General features: G+C 58.1%; 18 protein-coding genes, 1 pseudogene and 1 riboswitch. Of the genes and pseudogenes, 8 read left to right on the forward strand and 11 right to left on the reverse strand.

Annotated elements, in window-relative coordinates:
• Window positions 1-14: 14 nt before the first annotated feature.
• The 3 genes from ACTG2O_RS18055 (at window position 15) to aceA (ending at window position 3,838) form a co-directional block, all read left to right on the forward strand.
• Complete coding sequence (locus tag ACTG2O_RS18055) at window positions 15-155, forward strand: hypothetical protein (protein WP_005334106.1); 141 nt, start codon at window positions 15-17, stop codon at window positions 153-155.
• Between the two features lie 688 nt (window positions 156-843).
• Window positions 844-2,451: a malate synthase A gene (aceB, locus tag ACTG2O_RS18060; RefSeq protein ID WP_439976421.1), complete on the forward strand. Its 1,608-nt coding sequence runs from the start codon at window positions 844-846 to the stop codon at window positions 2,449-2,451.
• A gap of 73 nt (window positions 2,452-2,524) precedes the next feature.
• Complete coding sequence (gene aceA, locus ACTG2O_RS18065) at window positions 2,525-3,838, forward strand: isocitrate lyase (protein ID WP_439976422.1); 1,314 nt, start codon at window positions 2,525-2,527, stop codon at window positions 3,836-3,838.
• Window positions 3,839-3,944: 106 nt separating this feature from the next.
• On the opposite strand, the gene hda is transcribed toward aceA, so the two are convergent.
• The 3 genes and pseudogenes from hda to upp all read right to left on the reverse strand — a co-directional run bounded on the left by hda (window position 3,945) and on the right by upp (window position 6,542).
• A complete protein-coding gene (gene hda / locus ACTG2O_RS18070; RefSeq protein WP_033114378.1) occupies window positions 3,945-4,646 on the reverse strand; it encodes a DnaA inactivator Hda in 702 nt (233 codons plus the stop codon).
• Window positions 4,647-4,748: 102 nt separating this feature from the next.
• Entirely contained in the window at window positions 4,749-5,768 is a 1,020-nt protein-coding gene (locus ACTG2O_RS18075) for a DUF2066 domain-containing protein (RefSeq protein ID WP_439976423.1), read from the reverse strand.
• Window positions 5,769-5,914: 146 nt separating this feature from the next.
• Window positions 5,915-6,542, reverse strand: a pseudogene (upp, locus tag ACTG2O_RS18080) (uracil phosphoribosyltransferase).
• Window positions 6,543-6,718: 176 nt separating this feature from the next.
• Here upp and purM point away from each other — a divergent pair.
• The gene (gene purM / locus ACTG2O_RS18085) at window positions 6,719-7,756 is read left to right on the forward strand and encodes a phosphoribosylformylglycinamidine cyclo-ligase (protein WP_439976424.1); all 1,038 of its coding nucleotides are present in this window, start codon (window positions 6,719-6,721) and stop codon (window positions 7,754-7,756) included.
• A complete protein-coding gene (gene purN, locus ACTG2O_RS18090) occupies window positions 7,753-8,391 on the forward strand; it encodes a phosphoribosylglycinamide formyltransferase (RefSeq protein ID WP_019446697.1) in 639 nt (212 codons plus the stop codon). Before purM ends, purN begins: the two co-directional genes overlap by 4 nt.
• A 239-nt stretch (window positions 8,392-8,630) precedes the next feature.
• Here purN and ACTG2O_RS18095 read toward each other — a convergent pair whose 3' ends face one another.
• From ACTG2O_RS18095 to ACTG2O_RS18115, 5 genes are all read right to left on the reverse strand, one after another.
• Window positions 8,631-9,392 (reverse strand): Nif3-like dinuclear metal center hexameric protein, encoded by a 762-nt coding sequence (locus tag ACTG2O_RS18095; RefSeq protein ID WP_019446698.1) that lies wholly within the window; start codon window positions 9,390-9,392, stop codon window positions 8,631-8,633.
• A 141-nt stretch (window positions 9,393-9,533) separates the two neighbouring features.
• Window positions 9,534-10,877: a sigma-54-dependent transcriptional regulator gene (locus ACTG2O_RS18100; protein WP_019446699.1), complete on the reverse strand. Its 1,344-nt coding sequence runs from the start codon at window positions 10,875-10,877 to the stop codon at window positions 9,534-9,536.
• On the reverse strand, window positions 10,874-11,908 hold the full coding sequence (locus tag ACTG2O_RS18105; RefSeq protein ID WP_005334126.1) for a sensor histidine kinase: 1,035 nt from the start codon (window positions 11,906-11,908) through the stop codon (window positions 10,874-10,876). The genes ACTG2O_RS18100 and ACTG2O_RS18105 overlap by 4 nt, the downstream gene beginning before the upstream one ends.
• Window positions 11,909-12,014: 106 nt before the next feature.
• Window positions 12,015-13,436 (reverse strand): sigma-54 dependent transcriptional regulator, encoded by a 1,422-nt coding sequence (locus tag ACTG2O_RS18110; RefSeq protein WP_005350678.1) that lies wholly within the window; start codon window positions 13,434-13,436, stop codon window positions 12,015-12,017.
• Between the two features lie 268 nt (window positions 13,437-13,704).
• On the reverse strand, window positions 13,705-14,583 hold the full coding sequence (locus ACTG2O_RS18115) for a DUF2726 domain-containing protein (protein ID WP_439976425.1): 879 nt from the start codon (window positions 14,581-14,583) through the stop codon (window positions 13,705-13,707).
• Window positions 14,584-14,778: 195 nt separating this feature from the next.
• Between ACTG2O_RS18115 and ACTG2O_RS18120 the strand changes: the two genes are divergently transcribed.
• The 3 genes from ACTG2O_RS18120 (at window position 14,779) to ppx (ending at window position 18,918) form a co-directional block, all read left to right on the forward strand.
• The gene (locus ACTG2O_RS18120) at window positions 14,779-15,294 is read left to right on the forward strand and encodes a glycine cleavage system protein R (protein WP_439976426.1); all 516 of its coding nucleotides are present in this window, start codon (window positions 14,779-14,781) and stop codon (window positions 15,292-15,294) included.
• Between the two features lie 74 nt (window positions 15,295-15,368).
• Window positions 15,369-17,438: a polyphosphate kinase 1 gene (ppk1, locus tag ACTG2O_RS18125; RefSeq protein ID WP_005350671.1), complete on the forward strand. Its 2,070-nt coding sequence runs from the start codon at window positions 15,369-15,371 to the stop codon at window positions 17,436-17,438.
• Window positions 17,428-18,918 carry an exopolyphosphatase gene (ppx, locus tag ACTG2O_RS18130; RefSeq protein WP_204483821.1) on the forward strand — a complete coding sequence of 497 codons (1,491 nt, stop codon included), beginning with the start codon at window positions 17,428-17,430 and terminating at the stop codon, window positions 18,916-18,918. Before ppk1 ends, ppx begins: the two co-directional genes overlap by 11 nt.
• A gap of 60 nt (window positions 18,919-18,978) precedes the next feature.
• On the opposite strand, the gene mgtE is transcribed toward ppx, so the two are convergent.
• From mgtE to flgK, 3 genes are all read right to left on the reverse strand, one after another.
• On the reverse strand, window positions 18,979-20,322 hold the full coding sequence (gene mgtE / locus ACTG2O_RS18135) for a magnesium transporter (RefSeq protein ID WP_139730539.1): 1,344 nt from the start codon (window positions 20,320-20,322) through the stop codon (window positions 18,979-18,981).
• 122 nt (window positions 20,323-20,444) lie between these two features.
• Window positions 20,445-20,614: riboswitch (M-box (ykoK) riboswitch) on the reverse strand.
• Window positions 20,615-20,796: 182 nt separating this feature from the next.
• Window positions 20,797-22,005 (reverse strand): flagellar hook-associated protein FlgL, encoded by a 1,209-nt coding sequence (gene flgL / locus ACTG2O_RS18140; protein ID WP_076492068.1) that lies wholly within the window; start codon window positions 22,003-22,005, stop codon window positions 20,797-20,799.
• Between the two features lie 4 nt (window positions 22,006-22,009).
• Window positions 22,010-24,013: a flagellar hook-associated protein FlgK gene (flgK, locus tag ACTG2O_RS18145; RefSeq protein WP_439976427.1), complete on the reverse strand. Its 2,004-nt coding sequence runs from the start codon at window positions 24,011-24,013 to the stop codon at window positions 22,010-22,012.

A 24,013-nucleotide genomic window follows, 5' to 3' on the forward strand; every position in this document is an offset into this window, starting at 1 on the left:
ACACAGGACCAGGCATGAACCAGAACACCGATTTCGCACCCGCCATTACGCTTTATTCCGTTCCTCACGACACCCCTTGCCACACCGAAAGCGAAAATGAACAGGTCATCCAGCTGGATGTGATTGATCTGGCCGAGCCGGATGATGACTATTGAGCACGGCCAGATGGCTGCTCAATCACCGGCACATCGCCTGTTCAACGCACTCCGTTTCAGGTCCTTGGCGAGAAATCTGCAAAAAACGACAAACTGCTAATTCTATCAAGGATGGCAGTATTATTGACTGATGTGTCTCCCCCTTCCCTCCCCGGCATCCCCCCCGACAATTGATACAAATCTACGTTATTGCGCTTCACTTTCCATCGTTGCAATCGTTGGTGCCAACAGAGCCTGCATCACCACGCCAAGTTTAAAACGCACGTCCACTAACTAGTTCTAGCAATAGCAAAACATTCATTGCCATATTTAAACGCACTTTATACGGCTGTTTTGGCAAAGCCTGGAGTTAGGTCGGGATTTGTTTTTGCATTTGTAATTTTATTACGTAATAAGTTACATAGCGAGGCGCAGGGTAACGGCCCAAATTAGCCGTTGTCCGATGGGAAAAAGCAGGAGCATAACCATCTGCGTAGAGCTTTTATACAAACCCAATAAAGCAATAAAAAACATACACTTAGCCATATCGAAAAAACAGGCGTTTAAAAAAAACTGTTGACGTATTCAACAATATTTCGCACCTTATCAATCGTGTTACCCCGTTGTTGCGGGAACGTTTGAGGAACAGGGATTCGACTTTGGTCGTAGTTAGTAAGTTCAAAATGTAATTCTCAAAGGAGTGAAACTTATGTCGGCACCGGCTCAGACCCACTGCAGCGCCCGCCTTCGCATCCAGGGCGAGATGCTGCCCGAATACGCGCAAATTCTGACGCCGGACGCGGTGGCTCTGGTCTCCGAACTGGTGGAACGTTTTGCTCCCCAAAGAGGGGAATTGCTGAAACAACGTGTGGCACGCCAGGCCCGTATCGATGGCGGCGAGCTGCCGGACTTCCTGCCGGAAACCGCTCACATCCGTGAAGGTGACTGGACCATTCGCGGCATTCCTGCCGACCTGCAAGACCGCCGTGTGGAGATCACAGGCCCGGTCGAGCGCAAGATGGTGATCAACGCCCTCAACGCCAACGTCAAGGTGTTCATGGCGGATTTCGAGGATTCACTGGCTCCCGCCTGGAATAAGGTGATCGAGGGCCAAATCAACCTGCGCGATGCGGTCAACGACACCATCTCTTACACCAGTCCGGAAGGAAAGGCTTATACCCTGAACGCCAATCCGGCCGTCCTCATCTGCCGGGTACGCGGTCTGCACCTGCCGGAAAAACATGTCACCTTCGATGGCGAGCCCATTCCCGGAGGCCTGTTCGATTTTGCCCTCTATTTCCTGCACAACTATCAGGCGCTGCTGGCCAAAGGCTCGGGCCCCTATTTCTACGTGCCCAAGTTGCAGAGCCATCTGGAAGGGCGCTGGTGGAGCGAAGTATTCGCCTGGACCGAGGACAAGTTCGGTCTGCCCCGTGGCACCATCAAGGCCACCGTGCTGATTGAAACCCTGCCAGCCGTATTCGAGATGGATGAGCTGCTCTATCAGATGAAGGATCACATCGTTGCGCTGAACTGCGGCCGCTGGGACTACATCTTCAGCTATATCAAAACCTTGAAGAACCATCCGGATCGGGTACTGCCTGATCGTCAGGTGGTAACCATGGACAAGCCGTTCCTCTCCGCCTACTCGCGGCTGTTAATCAAGACCTGTCACAAGCGCGGTGCGCTGGCGATGGGGGGTATGGCCGCCTTTATTCCGGCCAAGGACGCGGCCGTTAACGAGCAGGTCTTTGCCAAGGTCAAGGCCGACAAGGAGCGCGAAGCCAACAACGGCCACGACGGTACCTGGGTCGCCCACCCTGGCCTTGCCGACACCGCCATGGCGGTGTTCAACGCCACCATTGCGGCTGGTGCCAAGAACCAGATCGACGTGCTGCGCGAGCAGGATGCCCCCATCACTGCCGCCGACCTGCTAGCACCCTGTGAGGGCGAGCGCACCGAGGCAGGGATGCGCACCAATATCCGGGTTGCCCTGCAATATCTGGAGGCCTGGATCAACGGCAACGGCTGCGTGCCCATCTATGGTCTGATGGAAGATGCCGCCACCGCCGAGATCTCCCGCACCTCCATCTGGCAGTGGATCCGCCACGGCAAAAGCCTGTCGAACGGCAAGGTGGTGACCAAGGAGCTGTTCCGCCAGATGCTGGCCGAGGAGCTGGAGGTGGTCAAAGCCGAGGTGGGCACAGCACGCTGGCAAGCAGGACGCTTTGCCGAGGCGAGCGAACTGATGGAAGAGATCACCTGCGCCGACACCCTGATCGATTTTCTGACGCTGCCCGGTTACGAGCGGCTCTGAATCACGGGCCCCCAGCGGGGCTCGCCAATAACAAGTCAATGGAAACGTGAAATCAATGAAAGAGGGAACTGATATGGCACTGACCCGTGAGCAACAGATCCAGGCTATCGAGAAAGACTGGGCGGAAAACCCCCGCTGGAAAGGGATCAAGCGCGGCTACAGCGCCGAAGATGTGGTGAACCTGCGCGGCAGCTTGCAGCCAGTGCACACCCTGGCCCAGCGTGGAGCCGACAAGCTGTGGGGTCTGATCCACGGCGACGCCAAGAAAGGCTATGTCAACTGCCTCGGCGCCCTGACCGGTGGTCAGGCAGTGCAGCAGGCCAAGGCGGGGATCGAGGCGATCTACCTCTCCGGCTGGCAGGTGGCGGCGGACAACAACTTGTCCTCCACCATGTATCCGGATCAGTCCCTCTACCCGGCCAACTCCGTACCGTCCGTGGTGGAGCGCATCAACAACTCCTTCGCTCGTGCCGACCAGATCCAGTGGGCCAACAAGGTCGGGCCGCAGGATGAGGGCTTTATCGACTACTTCCTGCCGATCGTGACCGATGCTGAAGCCGGTTTCGGCGGTGTGCTGAACGCCTTCGAACTGATGAAGGGGATGATTGAAGCAGGTGCCGCTGGCGTGCACTTTGAAGATCAGCTGGCATCAGTCAAGAAGTGCGGCCACATGGGCGGCAAGGTACTGGTACCGACTCAGGAAGCGGTGCAGAAGCTGGTTGCCGCCCGTCTGGCAGCCGATGTGTGCGGCACCACCACCCTGGTGATCGCCCGTACCGACGCCAACGCCGCTGACCTGTTGACCACCGACGCTGACCCGTACGATGCAGACTTCCTGACTGGCGAGCGCACTGCCGAAGGGTTCTACAAGGTACGTGCCGGTATCGATCAGGCCATCGCTCGCGGTCTGGCTTACGCCCCCTACGCCGACATGGTGTGGTGTGAAACCGCCAAGCCGGATCTGGACGAAGCACGTAAATTTGCCGAAGCGATCAAGGCCAAGTTCCCGGATCGCATCCTGGCCTACAACTGCTCCCCGAGCTTCAACTGGAAGAAGAATCTGGACGATGCCACCATCGCCCGCTTCCAGCAGGCGCTCTCCGACATGGGCTACAAGTACCAGTTCATCACCCTCGCGGGTATCCACAACATGTGGTTCCACATGTACGAACTAGCCTACCAGTACGCCCGTGGCGAAGGGATGAAGCACTACGTCGAGATGGTGCAGGAGCCGGAATTTGCCGCAGCCAGCCGTGGCTACACCTTCGTGGCACACCAGCAGGAGGTCGGTACCGGTTACTTCGACAAGGTGACCACTGTCATTCAGGGTGGCCAATCATCGGTCACCGCCCTGACCGGCTCCACCGAAGAAGATCAGTTCCACTGATAGGCAGAACTGTTTTGAAATAGCAAAACCCCGGCCTGAAGCCGGGGTTTCTTTTTATCTGCCATTCAAACGAAAGTCAGGCCACAACCGCACACCGCAGAGAGGATCAGAGCTCGAGGATCTCTTTGACAAAGGGGATGGTCAGCTTGCGCTTGGCGCGAAATGAGGCGTTGTCGAGCTGATTGAGAGTGGTGAGCAGGGTGCGCATATCGCGGGAGAGTCGGTTGAGCAGGAAGCGGCCCACATCGATGGGCAATTTGAAGCCCCGCAGCTCGGCACGCAGCTGCAGGGCACTGAGCTTGCCTTCGTCATCCAGCTCTTCGAGATGGAAACTCACCCCCCAGTCAAGGCGCGAAGCGAGATCCGGCAGCTGCAGCCCCAGCTTGCGCGGCGCGCTGCACCCGGTGACGATCAGCGTCCCTTCCCCTTTCTCCTGCCAGCGATTGTAAAAATCAAACAGCGCCCGCTCCCAAACGGCATTGCCTGCGATGGCCTCAATGCTGTCGAGGCAGACCAGCGGCAAGCTTTCGAGGGCATCAAGCATGCTGGGGTCGAGCTGTTCAAACTGATCGAGGGAGAGATAGGCCGCAGCTGCATCGCGGGCATTGACCTCGGCACAGGTGGCATGGAGCAGATGGGAGCGCCCGGAGCCCTTGGCTCCCCAGAAATAGAGGAAAGGCGACCCCTGACCGATGGCCGCATTCTTGAGGGCGGTGATCAGATGAGCATTGGTGCCGGGATAAAAACTGACGAAGGTTTCATCATCCGGTAGTTGTACGGCTAGGGACAGTTGGGCCGGTTGCTTCACTCGTTGGGCTTTGACTGTGACATTTGTGGCTAAGTGTACCATCGCAATGGCAGATAGAGAACCGCCCGGACAAGCCGGGCGGTAGACAAAAGCCTTGTGAAATCAGGGCTGCGACCATTGGTAACGCAGATTGCTGCCATTATCGTCAACCTTGTGCAAGCGGCTCTCCAGCTGCAGGGTGCGCACCAACTCGCTCTGCTCCCCCTGCAGGGTGAAATTGAAGGTGACCTGATTGCCTTCCAGCTTGCCGATCTCGACCTTGCTGACGTTGGCCATCCCCTGCAGCATCTTCTGCACGGAGATCATGCTGTCCACATCGGATAGACCATCCACCACCAGGGTCTGACTGGTTGCTGGCCCCGAGATGCGGGCGCCGTAGTTTTTCACCAGCCAGGTCGCCAGGGTATCGGCAAGCCCTTGCGCCACTTCGGCCTGGGTACCCGTGGTGTTGCCTCGGGTCAGTTCGGCCACTTCACCAGCGGCCTTGGGACCGTAGAGTCCCCAGTCGATGCTCCACTTGTCCCCTTCCGGGGTCAGCTTGCCCAGCACCACCATCTCGGCGCCATAACGCTGGCTCGCCTTGAGGATGGGATCGGCAAAACGGCCCCACACATCGGTGGCACTGACCGCCATGTTGTCGTCGAGATCCATCAGGGGAATGCTGACCGGCAGCCCCAGCGCCAGGGTCTGTTCGCGCAGTGCCTGTGCCCAACCATCGGTTGACTGGTCTGCCAGCAGATGGCGCTCACCCTGATCCACCACCAGCCAGAGGGCCATCTGGGGACGAGCCGGGCCAAGCAGGGCGAATTTGCTCTCGGAGACCAGGCTGTTGACCTTGTCACTCTTGAACTCGGCCTTCAGATACTTGACCGAATCCACATCCTGATAGCCATAACTCTTTACATAGTCGCCCGGCGCAGCAAGCGCCTTGACCACGGCAGGCTGGGTCAGAATATCCCGCTTGCCGGTCACCTTGATCAACACCTCGCCCAGCGCCTGACCCTGAGCAGCCACCATGTCGCCGGTGGTCGGGGCCTTGCCCTGATAGAGGTCGGTCACCTGAGCGGCCGAGGCAATGAATGACAAGCCGCAGCAGAGGGCGGTCACAACACGTTTGAACATGAACAGAGTCTCGAAATGGGAGATGGTGCTTATGGTAGCGGCAAGGCGCGTCCTGCGGCAAGGCTGGGACAAAGGCCATAAACAGCGAAGCCGGCAGGACGCCGGCTCCGTCAGCCACCTCGGTAGAGGCGGCGTATCACAGCAACTTACTTGGTACCGAAGATCTTGTCGCCGGCATCGCCCAGACCCGGCACGATGTAGCCTTTCTCGTTCAGGCCCTGATCGATGGAGGCACAGAACAGCTCCACGTCCGGGTGAGCGGCTTCCAGCGCCTTGATGCCTTCCGGCGCGGCAACCAGCACCAGCACCTTGATGGACTGGCAGCCTTTCTTTTTCAGCAGATCGATAGTGGCGATCATGGAGCCGCCGGTGGCCAGCATCGGATCGATGACCAGCGCCAGACGCTCTTCGATGTTGCTGACGATCTTCTCGAAATAGGGAACCGGTTGCAGGGTCTCTTCATCGCGGTAGATACCGACCACGCTGACGCGGGCACTCGGCATGTGCTCCAGCACGCCATCCATCATGCCAAGGCCGGCACGCAGGATCGGTACGACGGTTACCTTCTTGCCTTTGATCTGGTCAACTTCTACTGGCCCATTCCAGCCATCGATGATAACCTTCTCGGTTTCGAAGTCAGAGGTCGCTTCATAGGTCAACAAACTGCCCTTCTTCTTTGGCCAGTTCACGGAAACGCTTGGTGCTGATATCGCCTTCACGCATCAGACCGATCTTGTGTTTGACCAGGGGGTGTTTGACTTCAACGACTTTCATTATTATCTCCTCTAACCTGCCGCAAAAAAATCGCGGAATCATACAACAAAAGCCACCGCTTGTAGAGCATTTCCGCGCAAAAACGCGCAAACGATTTCCTTTCTGGTTTTTCACCGCCACTGTTAGAATACGCCCCGAATTTTACCCTCCACTTCTTTATATGACGGGGAATACTCGTGACTGACAAAACCTCACTGAGCTACAAGGATGCTGGCGTAGATATCGATGCCGGCAATGCACTGGTTGAACGTATCAAGGACGTGTCAAAGCGCACTCGTCGTCCTGAAGTCCTTGGTGGTCTTGGCGGCTTTGGGGCCTTGTGTCAAATCCCTGCGGGCTACAAGGAGCCGGTACTGGTCTCCGGTACCGATGGTGTGGGCACCAAGCTGCGGCTGGCCATCGACCTGAAGAAGCACGACACCGTGGGCATCGATCTGGTGGCCATGTGCGTCAATGACCTGATCGTACAGGGCGCCGAGCCGCTGTTCTTCCTTGACTACTATGCTACCGGCAAGCTGGACGTGGACACCGCGGCAGCAGTGGTCACTGGGATCGGTGCCGGTTGCGAGCAGTCAGGCTGTGCCCTGGTCGGCGGCGAGACCGCCGAGATGCCGGGTATGTATGAAGGGGAAGACTACGACATCGCCGGTTTCTGCGTCGGTGTGGTGGAGAAGAGCGAAATTATCGACGGCAGCAAGGTCGGTGAAGGGGATGCCCTGATCGCCCTGGCCGCCAGCGGCCCCCACTCCAACGGCTTCTCGCTGGTGCGCAAAATCCTGGAAGTCTCCAAGGCCGACGTGCATCAGCCGCTGGGTGACACCACCCTGGCCAACGCGCTGCTGGAGCCGACCCGCATCTATGTGAAACCCGTGCTCAAGCTCATCAAGGAGTGCGAGATCCACGCCCTCTCCCACATCACCGGCGGTGGCTTCTGGGAGAACATCCCCCGCGTATTGCCTGCCAACACTCAAGCGGTGATCGACGAGCAGAGCTGGCAGTGGCCGGCGGTGTTCAGCTGGCTGCAGCAGGCTGGCAACGTCACCCGTCACGAGATGTATCGCACCTTCAACTGCGGCGTCGGCATGATCATCGCCCTGCCCGCCAACCAGCTGGAGAAGGCGCTGACCCTGCTCAAGGCAGAAGGGGAGAACGCATGGCACATCGGTCATATCGCCAAGGCAGCAGACGGTGAGGAGCAGGTCGTCATCAAATGATGCGGATCCTCGTCCTAATCTCCGGCAGCGGCAGCAACCTGCAGGCGATCCTCGACCACTGCGCCAGCGGCAAGATTGCCGGTGAAGTGGTCGGCGTTATCAGCAACAAGGCCGATGCCTATGGTCTGGTTCGCGCCAAAGAAGCGGGGGTGGCGACCTCCATTCTGGCCCAGCAGCAGTTTGCCAGCCGGGAGGAGTATGACGCCGCCCTGCTGGCGCTGATGGCAGATTATCAGCCGGATCTGGTGGTACTGGCGGGGTTTATGCGGATATTGAGCGGCGATCTGGTGCGCCATTTCGCTGGCAGAATGATCAATATCCACCCCTCCCTGCTGCCCAAGTATCAGGGCCTGCACACCCACCAGCGCGCCATAGATGCCGGTGACAGTGAACACGGCGCCAGTGTCCACTTCGTGACCGAAGAACTGGATGGCGGCCCGGTGATCCTGCAGGCCCGCGTGCCCATCTTTGAAGGAGACACGGCGGACGAGGTAGCGGCACGAGTACAGGCGCAGGAGCACAGCATCTACCCGCTGGTGGTGCGCTGGTTCTGCGAAGGCAGGCTGCAGATGGTGGACGGCGCTGTGCAACTGGATGGCGCCCTGCTGGGCCTCGCTGGTTACGCCTGCGAGTAAGCAGACGTCTTGTCGAAATGTGAAAAAGGAGGCCGATGGCCTCCTTTTTATTTCCTGAATTTTCCCACCACAGGCACAGGCTTAAACCTGTTCACGACCTGCAGCGAGAAACCGTCAACAAAGTGAAGAGCAGCACAGGAACCGGAGCGTATAGACATACGTGAGCACTCTTTGCTGTATACATAAGCGAGCAGCACATGAGCCTTGATCACGCTTTCGTAGCCAGATCGTGGACAGGTTTAGACCGGATTGTCGATATCGATAAAGGTCACATCCAGCCCATGCACAGTCGCCAGCCACTCCCCCAGCGCCTTGACGCCGTAACGCTCGGTGGCGTGATGGCCCGCGGCGTAGAAGTGCATCCCCATCTCGCGAGCAGTGTGAATGGTCTGCTCGGAGGCTTCACCGGAGATAAAGGCATCGATGCCCTGCTCCGCCGCCAGATTGATGTAGCTCTGACCGCCACCGGTGCACCAGGCCACGGAACGGATAAGCTCGGGGCCGCTGTCGCCACAATAGAGTGGTTCACGGCCAAGGCGCTCGGCAATCAGCTTGGCAAAATCGCTGCCGCTCATCGGCTCTTCCAGCTTGCCGACCATGGCGACGCTCTTGCTGTTCCACGGCTCCAGACCGCGGCGTACCTTGATGTCGAGCAGCTTGGCTAGCTGGGCGTTGTTACCCACCTCGGGATGGACATCCAGCGGCAAATGGTAGGCAAACAGGTTGATATCGTGGGTCAGCAGGGTCTTGAGCCGACGCTGCTTCATGCCGGTGATCTGGGCCGGTTCACCGCTCCAGAAGTAGCCGTGATGGACCAGAATGGCATCGGCTTCGGCAGCCACCGCCGCGTCGATAAGCGCCTGACTGGCGGTGACACCGGTCACCACCTTGCGAATGCGCTCGCGCCCCTCCACTTGCAAGCCGTTGGGGCAGTAATCCTTGATGGCGTGCGGTTCGAGCAGATGGTTCAGTACGGTTTCGAGTTTTCGATGAGAGATCATAGGGGTCCCTTATTAAGGCTCGGTCCCCTGCTTTACCAATAAAAACAGGGCCCAGGCTCAAAGCGCCAAGGGCCCCATGATAATCGAGCCGGGCCGTCAAGACCATGACAGCCCCCACACAGTGCGGTTTCCCTCCCGGCCTCAGGCTGGCAGGTCGATCCCCGCCTCCCGCATCTGGGCCAGCTTGTAGCGCAGGGTGCGCGGGCTGATGCCGAGCCGATCGGCCACCGCCTTGCGGCTGCCGTTACAATCTTGCAGGGTGTCGAGGATGATCTGGTGCTCCTGCTGCTTGAGCTCGCTGCCGAGGCGATCGCCGCCATAGCTGCGCTCCACGCTGACAAACTCCATCTCCTGCTCGTCCAGCTCTTCCAGAATGAGGTGGTCACAATCAATGACCCCGTCGGGGCTGAGGATCAGGGCGCGCTGTACCACGTTGTCCAGCTCCCGCACATTGCCGGGCCAGGGGTGGGCCAGCAGTCGCTCCCGCGAGGCGTCCGTCAACTGTGGTGTCGGCAACCCCTGCTGACTGGCATGAAGCGCCAGCAGATGTTCCGCCAGCGGCAGAATATCACCGGGCCGCTCGCAGAGGGCAGACCAGCGCAGCGGAAAGACGTTGAGGCGATAGTAGAGATCTTCACGAAACAGGCCATCCTGCACCGCTTTTTTCAAATCCCGGTTGCTGGTGGCGATGACCCGCACATCCAGCGGGATCATCTTGCGACTGCCGAGCCGCTCCACCTCTTTCTCCTGCAACACCCGCAGCAATTTGGCTTGCAGCCCCTGATCCATCTCGGTGATCTCGTCGAGCAGCAGGGTGCCTCCCTGCGCTTGTTCGAACTTGCCCGGGCACCCCTGTACCGCACCGGTGAAGGCGCCCTTCTCGTAGCCAAACAGGGTAGCCTCCAGCATGTTTTCCGGAATGGCGGCGCAGTTGATGGCGACGAAGGGCTGCTCAGCGCGGCTGGAGTTGTCATGAATGTAACGGGCCAGCACCTCTTTACCCGTCCCGCTCGGGCCGGTCACCATCACGGTCGCTTCGCTTCTGGCCACCCGGGTCGCCAGCTGGAACAGCTCGGCAGTTTTGGGGTCCCCGTAAACCACGGCACGTTTTTCCACCTTCTGAGCCGGCACATAACGGCTGACCTGATTGAGCAGCACCTCCGGCGAAAAGGGCTTGGCCAGATAGTCGATCGCCCCTTCGCGCATGGCGCGCACCGCGCCGTCGATATTGGCGTAGGCGGTCATCAGCAGCACAGGTATCTGCGGATATTGCTGGCGGATGGTAGCCAGCAGGGTGAGGCCGTCCATCCCCCCCATCTGGATATCGGAGATCACCATGTCAAACGGCTGACGGGAGAGGGTCAGCAGAGCCCGTTCGCCGCTGTCCGCTTCACGGCACTCATAACCGCCGAGCAAAAGGGTATCCACCAGCGCTTCGCGCAGGCCATTGTCATCTTCAACTACCAGGATCCTGGCCTGTGTCATGCTACACCTCCAAGCTGCACCGGTTGCTGGTGCAGGGGGAACGACAGAGTAAAGCAGGTGCCTTCACCGGGAACCGAGGCCACACCGACCTCCCCCTGATGGGCACGCACTACAGATTGCACCACCGCCAGCCCGAGACCTGTGCCCTGGGAGCGAGTGGTAAAGAAGGGTTCGAATACCTGACCGAGCTGATGGGAAGGGATCCCCTTGCCATTATCGATGACCCGCATCTCCACCCGGGCACCGCTGCGCACCGCGCTGACCAAGAGTGACGTAGCCCCTGCCTGCTGGGCATTGGCAATCAGGTTGTTGATGGCCCCCGCCAGCGCACTGCTGTTGGCCAGCAGACAGAGATCGGGCTCCGGCGCCTCCATGTGCAGCTCGCAGCCCTGTTGCTGACAGAAGGCCTCGGCACCGGCTTGCACTTCCGCCAGCAAGCCCTGTACCGAGATGGGGGTGACCACCTGATTGTCGCCATTGCGGGCAAACAGCAGGATGTCGTTGATCTGCTTCTCCAGATCCTGCAAACGGGCCATCAGCTTTTGCTGAAACTGAGTGCGAGATTCCGGCTTGAGGGTGCGGTTGGCCAGATTTGCGGCATAAAGCATGGCGGCGGAGAGCGGCGTGCGGATCTGGTGGGCGAGCGAGGCCGCCATATTGCCCAGCGCCGACAGTCGCTTCATGTGGTTGATGCGGTCTTGCAGTTTACGGGTTTCGGTCAGGTCATTGATAAAGACCAGCTGGCCGGGCTGATCCGGCAGCGGTTGGGTCGAGAGCTGCACCCGGCGCCCGTCGCGCAGGGAGATCTCGTGGCCATCATCCTCCCGCGGCTCAAAGCAGCGGGCAATGATGTGGCGCCAGAGCTCCCCTTCCAGCGGCTCCCCCAGCAAGGAGATGGCCGCCGGATTCGCGCGGGTGACCACCCCTGCCCCGTCAAGCAGCAACACCCCGGTGGGGAGCGCCTTGAAGATGGCATAGAGCTGGCTCACTTCGTGGGACTGGAGTGGCATGTCCTGCTGCTGGATTGTCATAAACCTGACCTCAAACTGGCTATTGGGTCAGGTTATTCAATTTCCATGCCACTAAATTATTTCAATTAAAACAATAGATTGAATGTTGGCGTCAAGGCTTTGACCATTAGACGTCCTTGCTCATCCCGTACTTTTTCATCTTCTCCACCAGGGTGGTACGGCGCATGCCGAGCAGATCGGCGGCGCGGGCCACCACCCCGTCCTGAGACTCCAGCGCCTGACGGATCAGCTCGACTTCGAGGTCGGCCAGCATCTCTTTGAGGTTGACCCCCTCCTCCGGCAACTGCATGGTACGAGCCGAGGCGAGGGAGTGATCCAGCTCGGGCGGATCCTGAAACACCGCCGCCAACGCATCCCGTTCATCCATCTCGGTCAGCCGCTCATCCCGCGGCTCGCTCGGCAGCAGGCGATAACGGCTCGGCAGATCGGCCACATCGACAATCTGGTGTGGGTAGAGGATCAACAGTCGCTCCAGCAGATTGGATAGCTCGCGCACGTTGCCGGGCCAGGGGTACTGCATCAGCGACTCCAGCGCCCGCTGGGTCAGCCGGATAAAGCCGTGGTGCTGCTCGGCATGGCGGTTGAGCAGCTCCTGCAGCAGCAGCGGGATGTCATCGATGCGATCCCGCAGCGGCGGCGTCTCAATGGGGAAGACGTTGAGGCGGTAGTAGAGATCTTCACGAAAACCCTGGGTGCGGATCATCGCCTCCAGATCCCGGTGGGTAGCCGCTATGATGCGCACATCGGCCTGAATGGGCTTGCCGCCACCGACCCGGTCGAACAACCGCTCCTGCAACACCCGCAGCAGTTTGACCTGCATCGGCATCGGCATGTCGCCGATCTCGTCGAGGAACAGGGTCCCCCCCTGCGCCAGCTCGAAGCGACCGCGACGGGCCGCGATGGCGCCGGTAAACGCCCCCTTCTCGTGGCCAAACAGTTCGCTCTCCAGCAATTCGGCCGGAATAGCGCCGCAGTTGATGGGCACGAAGGGGCCACTGCTGCGGGAAGAGAGTTCGTGAATAGCGCGAGCCACCACCTCTTTACCGGTACCAGACTCGCCGAGGATCAGCACGTTGGCATCGGTTTCGGCCACCTGGCTGATGAGGCGGCGTACCTCCTGAATCCCCTTCCCTTTGCCCACCAGCAAACGCAGCAGGGCCTGCCCCTTGTCATGGGTCTGCTGACGGGGATGCAAGGATACAAAGGCCTGACAGAAGTGCAGATGACGGGTGAGGGATTCATAGGTAAAGGGTGAGAGCGCGACCCCGATAAAGTTGCTGTTGGGCAGATCGGCCTCAACCAGCGAGAGAAAGGGGGTACGGGGGAAAGCGGCCAGCAACTCTGACAAGGGACGGTCGGTCAGCTCACCCACCAGCACCCCTTGCAGCGGGCCGGAGGATTCGATGGCCACATCCAGATCGCTTTGTGCCACCTCCTGCCACGGGATCCCCATAAACGAGAGCACGGTTCCCAACTGTTGGCGCCGCTGCGCATCGGCATCAACAATCAACACGCCCATCTCCACCATATCCATTCCTCGCGATGTCCTGAACTAACTTATTGTTTTATTTAATGATAAAACAGCTACCGACTGTCTTTTTGCAGGCACACAAAGTGCCAAAATTCCGACACATTGTCAAAAATTGTCGTATTCAGGCTAAGTGTATCGACAGAAACGGGAGATTAGATAAATTTTGCCGAGGAATTTTCTGCATTGGCGCCGTTAACAAACGCCGCCAATAGCGGAAAGAAAACTGCCCTCGTCAGAGGGCAGCATGGGACACAGTGAAGCGCACTCAGTGGCGATTATGGTGGTGCGGCGCCGCGTAACGACACTCGGGAAAACGGCTGCAAGCCAGAAAGAGCCGACCGGCGTGGGGGCCTTTTTTCGCCTCCCTCTCCACCAGCGGCGCATCACAACGAGGGCAGTGGTGTACCTCGTGCTCTTCATCATCCTCCACATCGGCGAACAGGCTATCGACCAGCTCCCCCTCACTCTGTGACGCCTCCACCATCCCCTTGGCCTGAATGGCGGGCTCGTGGAGCGACGCAGGCGAGATCGCCTCGGCATGGGCAGTACGGCCACGCATCCCGGCACCGACATCCACGCCGTCCAGCAGCAGAGGGTTGAACGTCGGCTCGCGGCGCGCCCCGTGCGGCAAATCGTCGATCAATGGTTCGCTGGTTTTGACCAGCAGCGGCAGGATCTGTTCGCGCAGCTCTTCCACCAGATAGCTGGCACTTGCCGGGATCTGCAGCAACGGCAGACCGGCGCTGTCGCAGGCGGTTTTCAGAAAGAGATCCCGCGCCTTGCGCTTCTGGTGACGATGGGAGCTGTCATCGAGTTCGATGGCGCAGATAAAGGAGAGATCCGCAGGGTGGCAAAGCAGATAGTCGAAATGCTTGGCGCTGATCTTGTTAAAGTACTGCTGCCATTTGCTTTTGCCGATCCCGGCCTGCGGCGTCAACACATCGGCCACCCGCACCTTGGCAAAGACCCAGGCCTTGTCACCCACCGCCAAATCCAGCACCCCGAGGAAGGAGCGCTCGGCGGGACTGAACAGGGTCTCCTGCACATCATAGGGCAGGCGCTTTTGCTGTCTGCCTCTGCTCCAGAAGATCGCCAACACAAGCAGTGCCAGCAACAACAATCCCGATAGGACAAGGGTATTCATGAGAGCACGATCCAGTTCACGACACGAAAGGGGAATTACTTTACCACAGCCGCCACGGAGCAAGGCAGCATACCCGTGTATAGAAAGTGAAAGTCCCGTCTTTTTATCTATTTGTCAGCAGGCGGGGGTTCATATGACCAGTCCCAGCAGGCACAATAGGCATAGAGCAAGAAATCCCATTTCAAGGAGAGCAGGATGCAAAAGCAATTGGTGGTCACCGTGATCGGTGCAGACAAACCCGGGATCGTCGAGAGTCTGGCAGCAGTCATCAGCCGCGAGCAGGGCAACTGGCTGGGCAGCGCCATGAGCGAACTGGCGGGCCAGTTTGCCGGTATCCTCCATGTCTCTGTCCCCGATGAGCACTATCGCAGCCTGTGCGAAGCACTGGCCCTGCTACCGGGTCTGACCATCAGCTTTGCCGAAGGGACACCTACCGCCGAGCCAGCCCATCAAGTCATGATGACGGTGACCGGCAACGACCGCCTCGGCATCGTCCATGAAGTAGCCAGCATCCTGCGCCAGCTCGAGATCAATGTGGCCGATCTCACCACTGGCTGTGAACCGGCTCCCCACTCCGGCGCCCCGCTCTTCTATGCCCATGCGCTGGTTGCCCTGCCCGACGGGCTCGCGATGGATACGCTTATCACCGCGCTGGAATCCCTCTCCGACGATCTGGTGGTCGACATCGACGAAGCGTTCAGCGAGCAGTAACAATACTGTCATTTATTTGTCATATATTAACGCCATAACTGCCGCGCAGACGCGACCTGAAACAGAGGCACAAGATGAGCACCGACAAGCAGTATGAAGAGAAAGAGCTGAGCTGGCTCTCATTCAATGAACGGGTGTTGCAAGAGGCAATGGACAAGACGGTGCCCCTCATCGAGCGGGTTCGTTTTCTGGGGATCTTCTCCTCCAACCAGGATGAGTTCTTCAAGGTACGGGTATCGGACGTCAAGCGTCGCATCCTCATAAATGAAGTACATGGTGGCGACGATGAAGCGAAAGTGCTGCTGCGCGCCATCCAGCAAAAAGTGATGGCGCTCGGTGAAGCGTTCGACAACACCTATAAAGAGCTGTTGATTGCGCTGGCCCGCCACAACATCTTTCTGGTCAACGAGAACCAGCTCTCCGATGCCATTCAGAAGTGGCTGCGGGTCTTCTTCAAGGAGAAGGTGCTGCGCCACATCATCCCGATCCTGCTCAACAAAGAGGTCAATCCGGTCAAATTCCTCAAGGATGAGTACACCTATCTGGCCATCGAGATGAAGAAGAACGGTCAGGTGATCCAGTACGCCCTGGTAGAAGTGCCGACCGACGACCTGCCCCGCTTCTTCCAGCTGCCGCCGGAAGGGACCCGCCGCAAGAAGCAGATCATCATTCTGGATAACGTCATCCGCTTCTGTCTCGACGAGATCTTCAAAGGCTTCTTCGACTACGACGAGATTGCCGCCTATGCGGTGAAGCTGACCCGGGATGCCGAATATGATCTCTCCGACCAGCTGGACTTGAGCCTGGTGGACAAGATGAGTGACGGCTTGAAGCAGCGCCTCACCGCCATGCCGGTGCGCTTCGTCTACGAGCGGGAGATGCCCGCTGCCATGATAAGCTTCCTCAAGCTCAAGCTGCAGATCAGCTCCTACGACGCCATCATGCCGGGTGGACGCTATCACAACTTCAAGGATTTCATCGGGTTCCCCAACGTGGGCCGTGACTATCTGGAAAACCCCAAGCTGCCGGCGCTGGATTGCCGCGATTTTGACGGCTTCGTCAACGCCTTCGATGCGATTACCAAGCAGGATATTCTGCTCTACTACCCGTATCACAAGTTCCACCACTTCACCGAGCTGGTGCGCCAGGCGGCGTTCGATCCGGCGGTGAGCGCCATTCGCATCAATATCTACCGGGTCGCCAAGAAGTCGCGCATCATCCACTCCCTCATTGATGCCGCCAACAACGGCAAGAAGGTGACCGTGGTGGTCGAGCTGCGCGCCCGTTTCGACGAAGCGGCCAACATCGACTGGGCCAACATCCTTACCGATGCCGGGGTCAAGGTGGTGTTCGGGGTACCGAGCCTCAAGATCCACTCCAAGCTCTGCCTCATCACCCGCCACGAAAATGGCGAGGCGGTGCGCTACGCCCATATCGGCACCGGGAACTTCAACGAGAAGACCGCCAAGATCTACACCGACTTCTCGCTGCTGACCCGCAATCCGGATATCACAGCCGAAGTGGAAGGGGTGTTTGAATACATCGAGTACCCCTATAAGCGATACAAATTCAACCACCTGCTGGTCTCCCCCATCAACAGCCGCCGTCAGCTCTATCGTCTCATCGACAACGAGCTCTCCAACGCCAAGGCGGGCCAGCCGAGCGGTATCATCCTCAAGATCAACAATCTGGTGGACAAGGATCTCATCAACCGCCTCTATGCCGCTGGTCAGGCCGGGGTGCCGATCCAGATGATCATCCGTGGCATGTGCGCCCTGCGTCCGGGCGTACCGGGCCTCAGTGACAACATCAAGGTGATCAGCATCATCGACCGCTTCCTCGAGCATCCGCGGGTGATGGTGTTCCACAACAAGGGCAACCCCCAGCTCTATATCTCCAGCGCCGACTGGATGAGCCGTAATATCGACGGCCGGATCGAGGTGGGCACCCCCATTTATGACGAGCGCCTCAAGCAGCGCATCATGGACATTCTCGAACTACAACTGAGTGATACCTGCAAGGCGCGGGTCATTGATGCCGACCAGCAGAACGAATATGTGAAGCGGGGCAACCGCCGCAAGATCCGCTCTCAGGTGGCGATTTACGACTATCTCAAACGTATCGAGTCAAACAATGGACAATAGTCTCTATGCCGCCGTGGATCTCGGCTCCAACAGTTTTCATATGGTGATCGCCCATCTGAGCGAAGGGCGTTTTCGCATCGTCGATCGCATCAAGGAGCGAGTCCGGCTGGCGGAAGGGATGGATGAGCAGAAGCGGATGAGCCCGGAGGCGATGGAACGCGGCCTCGCCTGCCTCTCGCTGTTTGCCGAGCGGCTCACCAACATCAAACCGGATCAGATCCGCATCGCAGGTACCTACACATTGCGCCGTGCCAGCAACGCGCGCGAATTTGTGAGTGAAGCAGCCAAGGTGCTCAACCACCCCATCGAGATCATCAGCGGGCAGGAAGAAGCACGGCTCATCTATCAGGGGGTTGCCCATACCCAGCATATCGAGGGCCAGGTACTGGTGATCGATATCGGCGGCGGCAGCACCGAACTCATCATCGGTGAAGGGTTTGAACACAAGGCCCTCACCAGTCGCAAGATGGGCTGCGTCAGCTTTACCCAAAGCTTCTTCGCCAGCGGCAAGCTGAGCGACAAGCACTTCACCAATGCCGTGCTGGAGGCGCAGCACCAGCTCGCCCCCATCGTCAACCAGTACCGCAAGCTGGGCTGGCAGAGCTGCCTTGGCAGCTCAGGTTCGATCCGCACAGTGCGCGACGTGCTGCAAGGTGAGGGGCTGACCGATGGCAGTATTACGCTGGAGGGGCTGGAGCGGCTCAAGGCGCTGATGATTGAGCGCAAGCGAGTCGATAACCTCAAACTGGTCGGGCTTACCGAGGAGCGTCAGGAGGTGTTTGCCGCTGCGGTCGCCATCCTGCTCGGGCTGTTTACCTCGCTGCCCATCGAGCGGCTCGACTACTCCGATGGTGCCCTGCGCGAAGGGCTGCTTTATGAATTCGAGGAGCGCTTGCAGCACCACGATATTCGCGAGCGCACCGCACAGGCGCTCGGCACCCACTACCGGATGGACCGCAAACAAGCCGCCCGGGTGGAGCAGAGCGTGCTGACCCTGTTTGATGCCTTGCAAGAGCCCTGGCAGATGGAAGTAGAACCCTATCGCGCCATCCTCGGCTGGGCGGCGCGGCTGCACGAAATTGGCCTTGCCATCAACTACAGCGGCATTCACCGCCACTCCGCCTATATCCTGCAACACACCGACCTGCCCGGCTTCAACCAGGACGATCAGGCTCTGCTGGCGGCGCTGGTACGCTTTCAGCGCAAGGGGCTCAAGCTCTCCGAGCTGCCGCCCCTGCCCAACCACGACATGCAGACGGTGCTGCGTTGCATCCGTATCCTGCGCCTCGCAGTCGCCGCTCACCACAAGCGGCAGGACAACCTGCTGCCTGAGTGGAAAGTCGCGGTACAAGGCGATCAGCTGGTCGTGACCCTGCCGATCGACTGGTGCGAGGAGAACCGTCTCCTGATGCAGAATCTGGAGAAGGAGCATCGTTATTGCCAGGAGCAGGGCTGGCCACTGTTGTTCCAGCTCGGCTAAACCGGAAAGATAAATACAAAAGGCAGCCCAATGGCAGCCTTTTGCATCTCAATCTCCCGGTTACTGCAACTCGGGCAACAACCACTTGGCCATCTCGAAGTAGATGATAAGGCCGGTACCATCCACCAGCGTCGCGATGAATGGCGCAGAGACCACCGCCGGATCGATGCGGAAACGACGCAGCACCATGGGAATAATGGACGCGACCGTAGCACTCCAGAGCACGATGGCGATGATGGTAAAGGTCACCACCATGCCAATCTGGGGACCGACACCGAGACTCCATGCCCGTACCCAGGCCGCCATGGCAATGGCCCCCGAGATGAGCAGACCGGTGGAGAGCTCCTTTTTCAGCACAGTGCCAAGGTTGCGCAGACTCACCTCCCCGACCGCCATGGCACGTACTATGGTGGTGGTGATCTGGGTGCCGCTATTACCGCCAGTACCGATCAGGAGCGGAATGAAGAAAGCCAGCGCGATGGCCGCTTCCAGCTGCTCCTCAAATGCCCGCAGCACGGTGCCGGTGTAGGCTTCCGCCACAAACAGGATAAGCAGCCAGCCCACCCGTTTGCGCCACAGCTGCCAGGGCGTCGCCTGCAAGTAAGGGGTATCGAGCGGTGATGAGCCCCCCTGCATCTCGGCATCCTCGGTGGATTCGAGCTCCAGAATATCCGCTGCATCATCGACGTGGAAAATACCGACCAGTCGCCCCTGATCCTCGACCGGCAATACCGACAGGTCGCGGTCGATGAGCAGGCGCGCTGCCAACTCCTGATCCGCACGGGCGTTGATCCGCACCGTCTCCCGATCCATCAGGGTCGCGACACTGGCCAGCGGGTCGGCGATCAGCAAGGTCTTGAGGGAGAGGCTTCCTTGCAGACGACCATCCCCGTTGACCACATAGATATGGCGAAACAGCTGGGCATTGTCCCAGGCATCGTGGATCAGCTGTTTGGCGTGACCGACCGTGTCCTCCTCCCGCACCGCCAGATATTCGTGGCGCATGTTGGCACCCACTGACTCGGTGGGCCAATCCAGCAGGGAGTAATACATGGCCTGCGCCTGGGTCGGGAAGCGAGCCAGCAACATGGTGCGATCCTGACGACTCAGTTTGCGCAGGATAGCGACCATCTCGCGACGAGGAATGGCCTCCTGCAACACGCTGACGATGCTGCCATGGAGCCGCAGCAAAAGGCGCCCGGCACTCTCGGCCGAGAGTGAACCAAGCAGTTCGGCCCCTTGCGGGATTGGCAGGGTATCAAAGATACAGTTGAGCTCTTCCGGACGCAGGGTCAGCAGTTGATCGGCGCGCTGAACCGGATCCAGATTATGTTCCAGCCAACCCTGCAGGGCGGCCAGATCGAGCAGTTGGTGACGGTTAAGAATGGTATGTGTTTTCTTCATCACAGATATCCTCATGTGATTTCAGGCGAGCCTGAATGCCTCCGGAAATAGCCGGATGCAACGACAAGAAAACAGCAATTTGATTGACGAGTAATAGGCAGGAAATGACGCCGTTCGGCGTGTCATCATCCCCACGTACCAGCTTTAGCACTGTATAACGTATCCGGCATGCCGGAAGCCACTTGGGTTTACACCTTAATCCGATGAAAACTGTCCTGATCTTGGGCGTCTCTGGACGTCGTGAGATCAGTGGCCTGTGTTTATACAGGAGCCTCGCCTAACGAGATGCTGCAAATAATTCGCACAACCCTCTGTTGTGCGGGCGGCATGATTATCCAATCCCGCAGGGAGGTCAACCCCGCAACCACCATTAAATCGGCAACGGCAACAGCTTGTTACAATTGGCAGGAGATGACACTGAACCAAACGACAAAACCGTGATTAAAGAAAGGCCCCAAAGGGGCCTTTCTTTAATCAGCGAATATAGTCAAATAGCGTCAAACGGCTTATTTTGCTGAAAGAGAGTTGCGAGGCACTCAATGCCGCATCCTCTTTTGACAGAGCGGAAATCACTTCATAGAGATCCGCTTCCGACACCTTGGCTCTCGCCTCGGCGTTGAGGGTACTCAATCCCTCATTGGAGCCCATAGCCTGTTCCAGACTGTTCATCCGGCCGCCCAACTCACCCAACCCATGATCGATATTCAGGCGGGCATTCTTCATATGAACGGTGGCATCGGCTATTTTCTGCTCGAAGGTCTCGGCAGAAATAGCCGGATCTCGCAGAGCTGTAATAAAGTCCGACATACCATTCAATATGTTGTCATTCTTCGGTGGATTAAGATCAAACTGCTGAGCCGCACCACCTGCAGGCAAATCAAGGGTCAACTCCAGACCATTAAAGGGGATCTTGGTGCCAGCAGTGTAGTTACCCGTTTGCAACGTATTGCCACCGGCATCCTTGATATCATAGGTATCAGGCGGACCTATGGTGGTTGATACGGTATAAGTGTTGCTGGGCAGTGCCGAGTTATAATTGGACTTATAGAAATTATCAAAGTTACCCTGATCGCCTATCCCGACCTTGATATTTGCGGTGGTTGCACTGGCGGTTCTTCTGGTCGCCACGATTTCAAACAGATCCTGCCCGGAATCATTGGCAGCGATTTGTACTGTGGGTGAGACCTGAATATTTCGCTGACCTGGATCACCCTGATAAATATATTTTCCGTTGACGTCTTTTATATATGGCTGGGTCTTGCTCTGATTGCCACCAAATATAAATTCACCCGATGAGTTTTTGCTATTCATCAGGTCGAACATCTGCTGCTGCAACCCTTCAAGCTCGCTGGCGATGGCCTTGCGATCATCCATGCTGATAGCGCCATTATTTGACTTCTGGATCAGGGTCTGGGCACTGAGCATCGCCGTATTAAGAGAATCCAATACTGTCTCTTCATGCCCCAGGCTGTTTTCCAGCAAGCTGCCATTGACACTGTACTGCTTGAACAGGTCAATCTCCTTGGTCAGAGCCATCTTCTGGCTCATCCCTGCGGGATCTTCTCCAGCTGTCTGAAATTTATTGCCGGTTTGCAACTGTTGATAGGCAGTATTCAACCGCTCGTTGGCACTGTTGAGGGAATATAAATTCCGGTCGTAGATCATGTTGGTGGTGATGCGCATGACGTTACCTCACGGAAGAGAGCAGTGTATCGAAAATGGTTTTGGCCGTGCTGACGATTTGCGCCGATGCCGCATAGGATTGCTGGAAGCGGATCAGATTGGCCGCCTCCTCCTCCAGATTGACCCCAGACACGCTTTCAAAGATGCCGGTGCTCTGGATAAGCTTGGACTCATTGGCCTTGAGCAGCGTTTTTGCCTGACTGGTATTGTTACCCACTTCCATCACCAACCCGGAATAGGCCTGATTGAAGGTCATCTTGTCGTTGGTCGTCCCACCATTGGTGCTCTTGCGCACCAGATCCTTGTTTTGCAGCTCGGCCAGAACCAGGCCATTGCTGTTATCGGCAAAGCCATTGCTGTTGTAACTGAGCTTGAAGCTGTCACCGGCATCCACCGTCCCGGTGATGCTGAACTCGTAGCCGGGGGCCTGTTTCGGGTTGGCATAGACTGTGGCTCCGGCGGGAAAAGGGTTGACGATCGCAGACATCAGGTTTTGCCCTTTGCTGCTCGCAGGGGCAGTGCCAATCAAGGTAGTACCATCGGCTTGAAACACCTGATAGTTACCACTGCCATCAATTTTGACCACCTGGGGCGCTGTCGGGCTCAGACTATTGGTACCAAAACCTGACCCTGCACCTGTATTGAATACGCCACCCAGTTTGATATCTGCCCCGCCGCCATTATTGGTGGTCTTTTCCGCTTTAAGCGGAGAGGCCAGGGCCAAATCTTCCGGTCGGGTGATCAGCTGACCCAGACCGGCGGCCGCACTTTTGGTCGGTTGCAGCAACAGTTTGTCACCCGCAGCCGGCGTACCGGTGAGATCGATCGAGATCCCGTGCCCGGGCAGCTCAAAGGTCGCTGGCGGCATGGTCCCCGTGCTCACAGAGGTACGATTGCCAGACTTGTCGAGCGAGAACACCTCATAACCGGTGGCGCTGCTAAAGCGCACTTCGTAATCAAACGGGGTCACTGATGTCCCCTTACCCGGCACGAAGCTGACATTCGCCCCGACCGTCCCCGTGTTGTCGTCGTAGGGTAATCCCTTGCTGGTTGGCAGGGTGAATATATCACCGCCAATTTCATTATCCAGGTCCATCCCGAGGCGGTTCTGCTGGTTCATCGCATCGGCCATCGCCACGGCCAGCTGCCCCAGTTCGCGCTTGGTAGGCTCAAGGTCGGTACGCGCCTTGAACAGCCCCCCCATGGCGCCACCAAACGTATCGTGGTCGATGGTTGCCTGATTATCCCCCAGAGTCAGTTGCAACTCCTGATCCCGGGAGTCAGGGTCTCCTGCAATCACCTTGAACTGGGCGACACCCCCATCGAGGATCAACGAATGGCCAGTACTCATATTGACCAGCATGCTGCCGTTAGGTTGGGCTACGGTGCGAATATCCATCTTCTCCGACAGCTGGCGGATCGCCTCATCCCGTTGATCAAACAGCATCAGGTTCTCTTCGGGTGACCCCTGGGTGCGGATGATTGCCTGATTAAGATCATTGATGCTGGTGAGCAGGCTGTTGACCTGCTTGGTTTCATCTTCAATGCGAGTGTTGAGGGTATCGCTCTGCTTGTCGAGCTGCGCCGAGAGGGTATGAAAACGGTTGACCATGCCACTCAACTCCGTCATCACCACCTTGCGCCCACCGATCTCGGCAGGCGATTCATTGGCAGAGTGAAATGACTTGAAGTAGGAGGTGATGGCCGCCCCCACGCTGTTGCTGGTATCCCCAAGCAAGCTGTCAACGCCAGCCAGCTGTTCATAATGGGTCAGGGAGGCATGATAGGCAGAGGTATCACGGCGCACCTCCCCCTGCATATAGTCGTTGATCACCCGCTGGGTCTTGATGTCACCGGTCCCCAGACCGATGGTATTGGTATACACCAGCGTACGCTCACGCACATAGCCCTGGCTATTGACGTTCACTATGTTGTTACTGGTGGTCTGCAGCAGGCGTTGCTGTGCCAGCACGCCCGATGAACCAATCCCAAGCAGGTCGCTTGCCAT

It is taken from the genome of Aeromonas sp. 61P (assembly GCF_051919545.1).
GTDB classification, from domain to species: Bacteria; Pseudomonadota; Gammaproteobacteria; order Enterobacterales; family Aeromonadaceae; genus Aeromonas; species Aeromonas veronii.

Excerpts from the sequence above, each read along its gene's own strand:
- ACTG2O_RS18055 (WP_005334106.1), top strand. The coding sequence starts at position 15 with ATGAACCAGAACACCGATTTCGCACCCGCCATTACGCTTTATTCCGTT.
- aceB (WP_439976421.1), top strand. The coding sequence starts at position 844 with ATGTCGGCACCGGCTCAGACCCACTGCAGCGCCCGCCTTCGCATCCAG.
- aceA (WP_439976422.1), top strand. The coding sequence starts at position 2,525 with ATGGCACTGACCCGTGAGCAACAGATCCAGGCTATCGAGAAAGACTGG.
- ACTG2O_RS18075 (WP_439976423.1), bottom strand. The coding sequence starts at position 5,768 with ATGTTCAAACGTGTTGTGACCGCCCTCTGCTGCGGCTTGTCATTCATT.
- purN (WP_019446697.1), top strand. The coding sequence starts at position 7,753 with ATGATGCGGATCCTCGTCCTAATCTCCGGCAGCGGCAGCAACCTGCAG.
- ACTG2O_RS18095 (WP_019446698.1), bottom strand. The coding sequence starts at position 9,392 with ATGATCTCTCATCGAAAACTCGAAACCGTACTGAACCATCTGCTCGAA.
- ACTG2O_RS18100 (WP_019446699.1), bottom strand. The coding sequence starts at position 10,877 with ATGACACAGGCCAGGATCCTGGTAGTTGAAGATGACAATGGCCTGCGC.
- ACTG2O_RS18105 (WP_005334126.1), bottom strand. The coding sequence starts at position 11,908 with ATGACAATCCAGCAGCAGGACATGCCACTCCAGTCCCACGAAGTGAGC.
- ACTG2O_RS18110 (WP_005350678.1), bottom strand. The coding sequence starts at position 13,436 with ATGGTGGAGATGGGCGTGTTGATTGTTGATGCCGATGCGCAGCGGCGC.
- ACTG2O_RS18115 (WP_439976425.1), bottom strand. The coding sequence starts at position 14,583 with ATGAATACCCTTGTCCTATCGGGATTGTTGTTGCTGGCACTGCTTGTG.
- ACTG2O_RS18120 (WP_439976426.1), top strand. The coding sequence starts at position 14,779 with ATGCAAAAGCAATTGGTGGTCACCGTGATCGGTGCAGACAAACCCGGG.
- ppk1 (WP_005350671.1), top strand. The coding sequence starts at position 15,369 with ATGAGCACCGACAAGCAGTATGAAGAGAAAGAGCTGAGCTGGCTCTCA.
- ppx (WP_204483821.1), top strand. The coding sequence starts at position 17,428 with ATGGACAATAGTCTCTATGCCGCCGTGGATCTCGGCTCCAACAGTTTT.
- mgtE (WP_139730539.1), bottom strand. The coding sequence starts at position 20,322 with ATGAAGAAAACACATACCATTCTTAACCGTCACCAACTGCTCGATCTG.
- flgL (WP_076492068.1), bottom strand. The coding sequence starts at position 22,005 with ATGCGCATCACCACCAACATGATCTACGACCGGAATTTATATTCCCTC.
- flgK (WP_439976427.1), bottom strand. The coding sequence starts at position 24,013 with ATGGCAAGCGACCTGCTTGGGATTGGTTCATCGGGCGTGCTGGCACAG.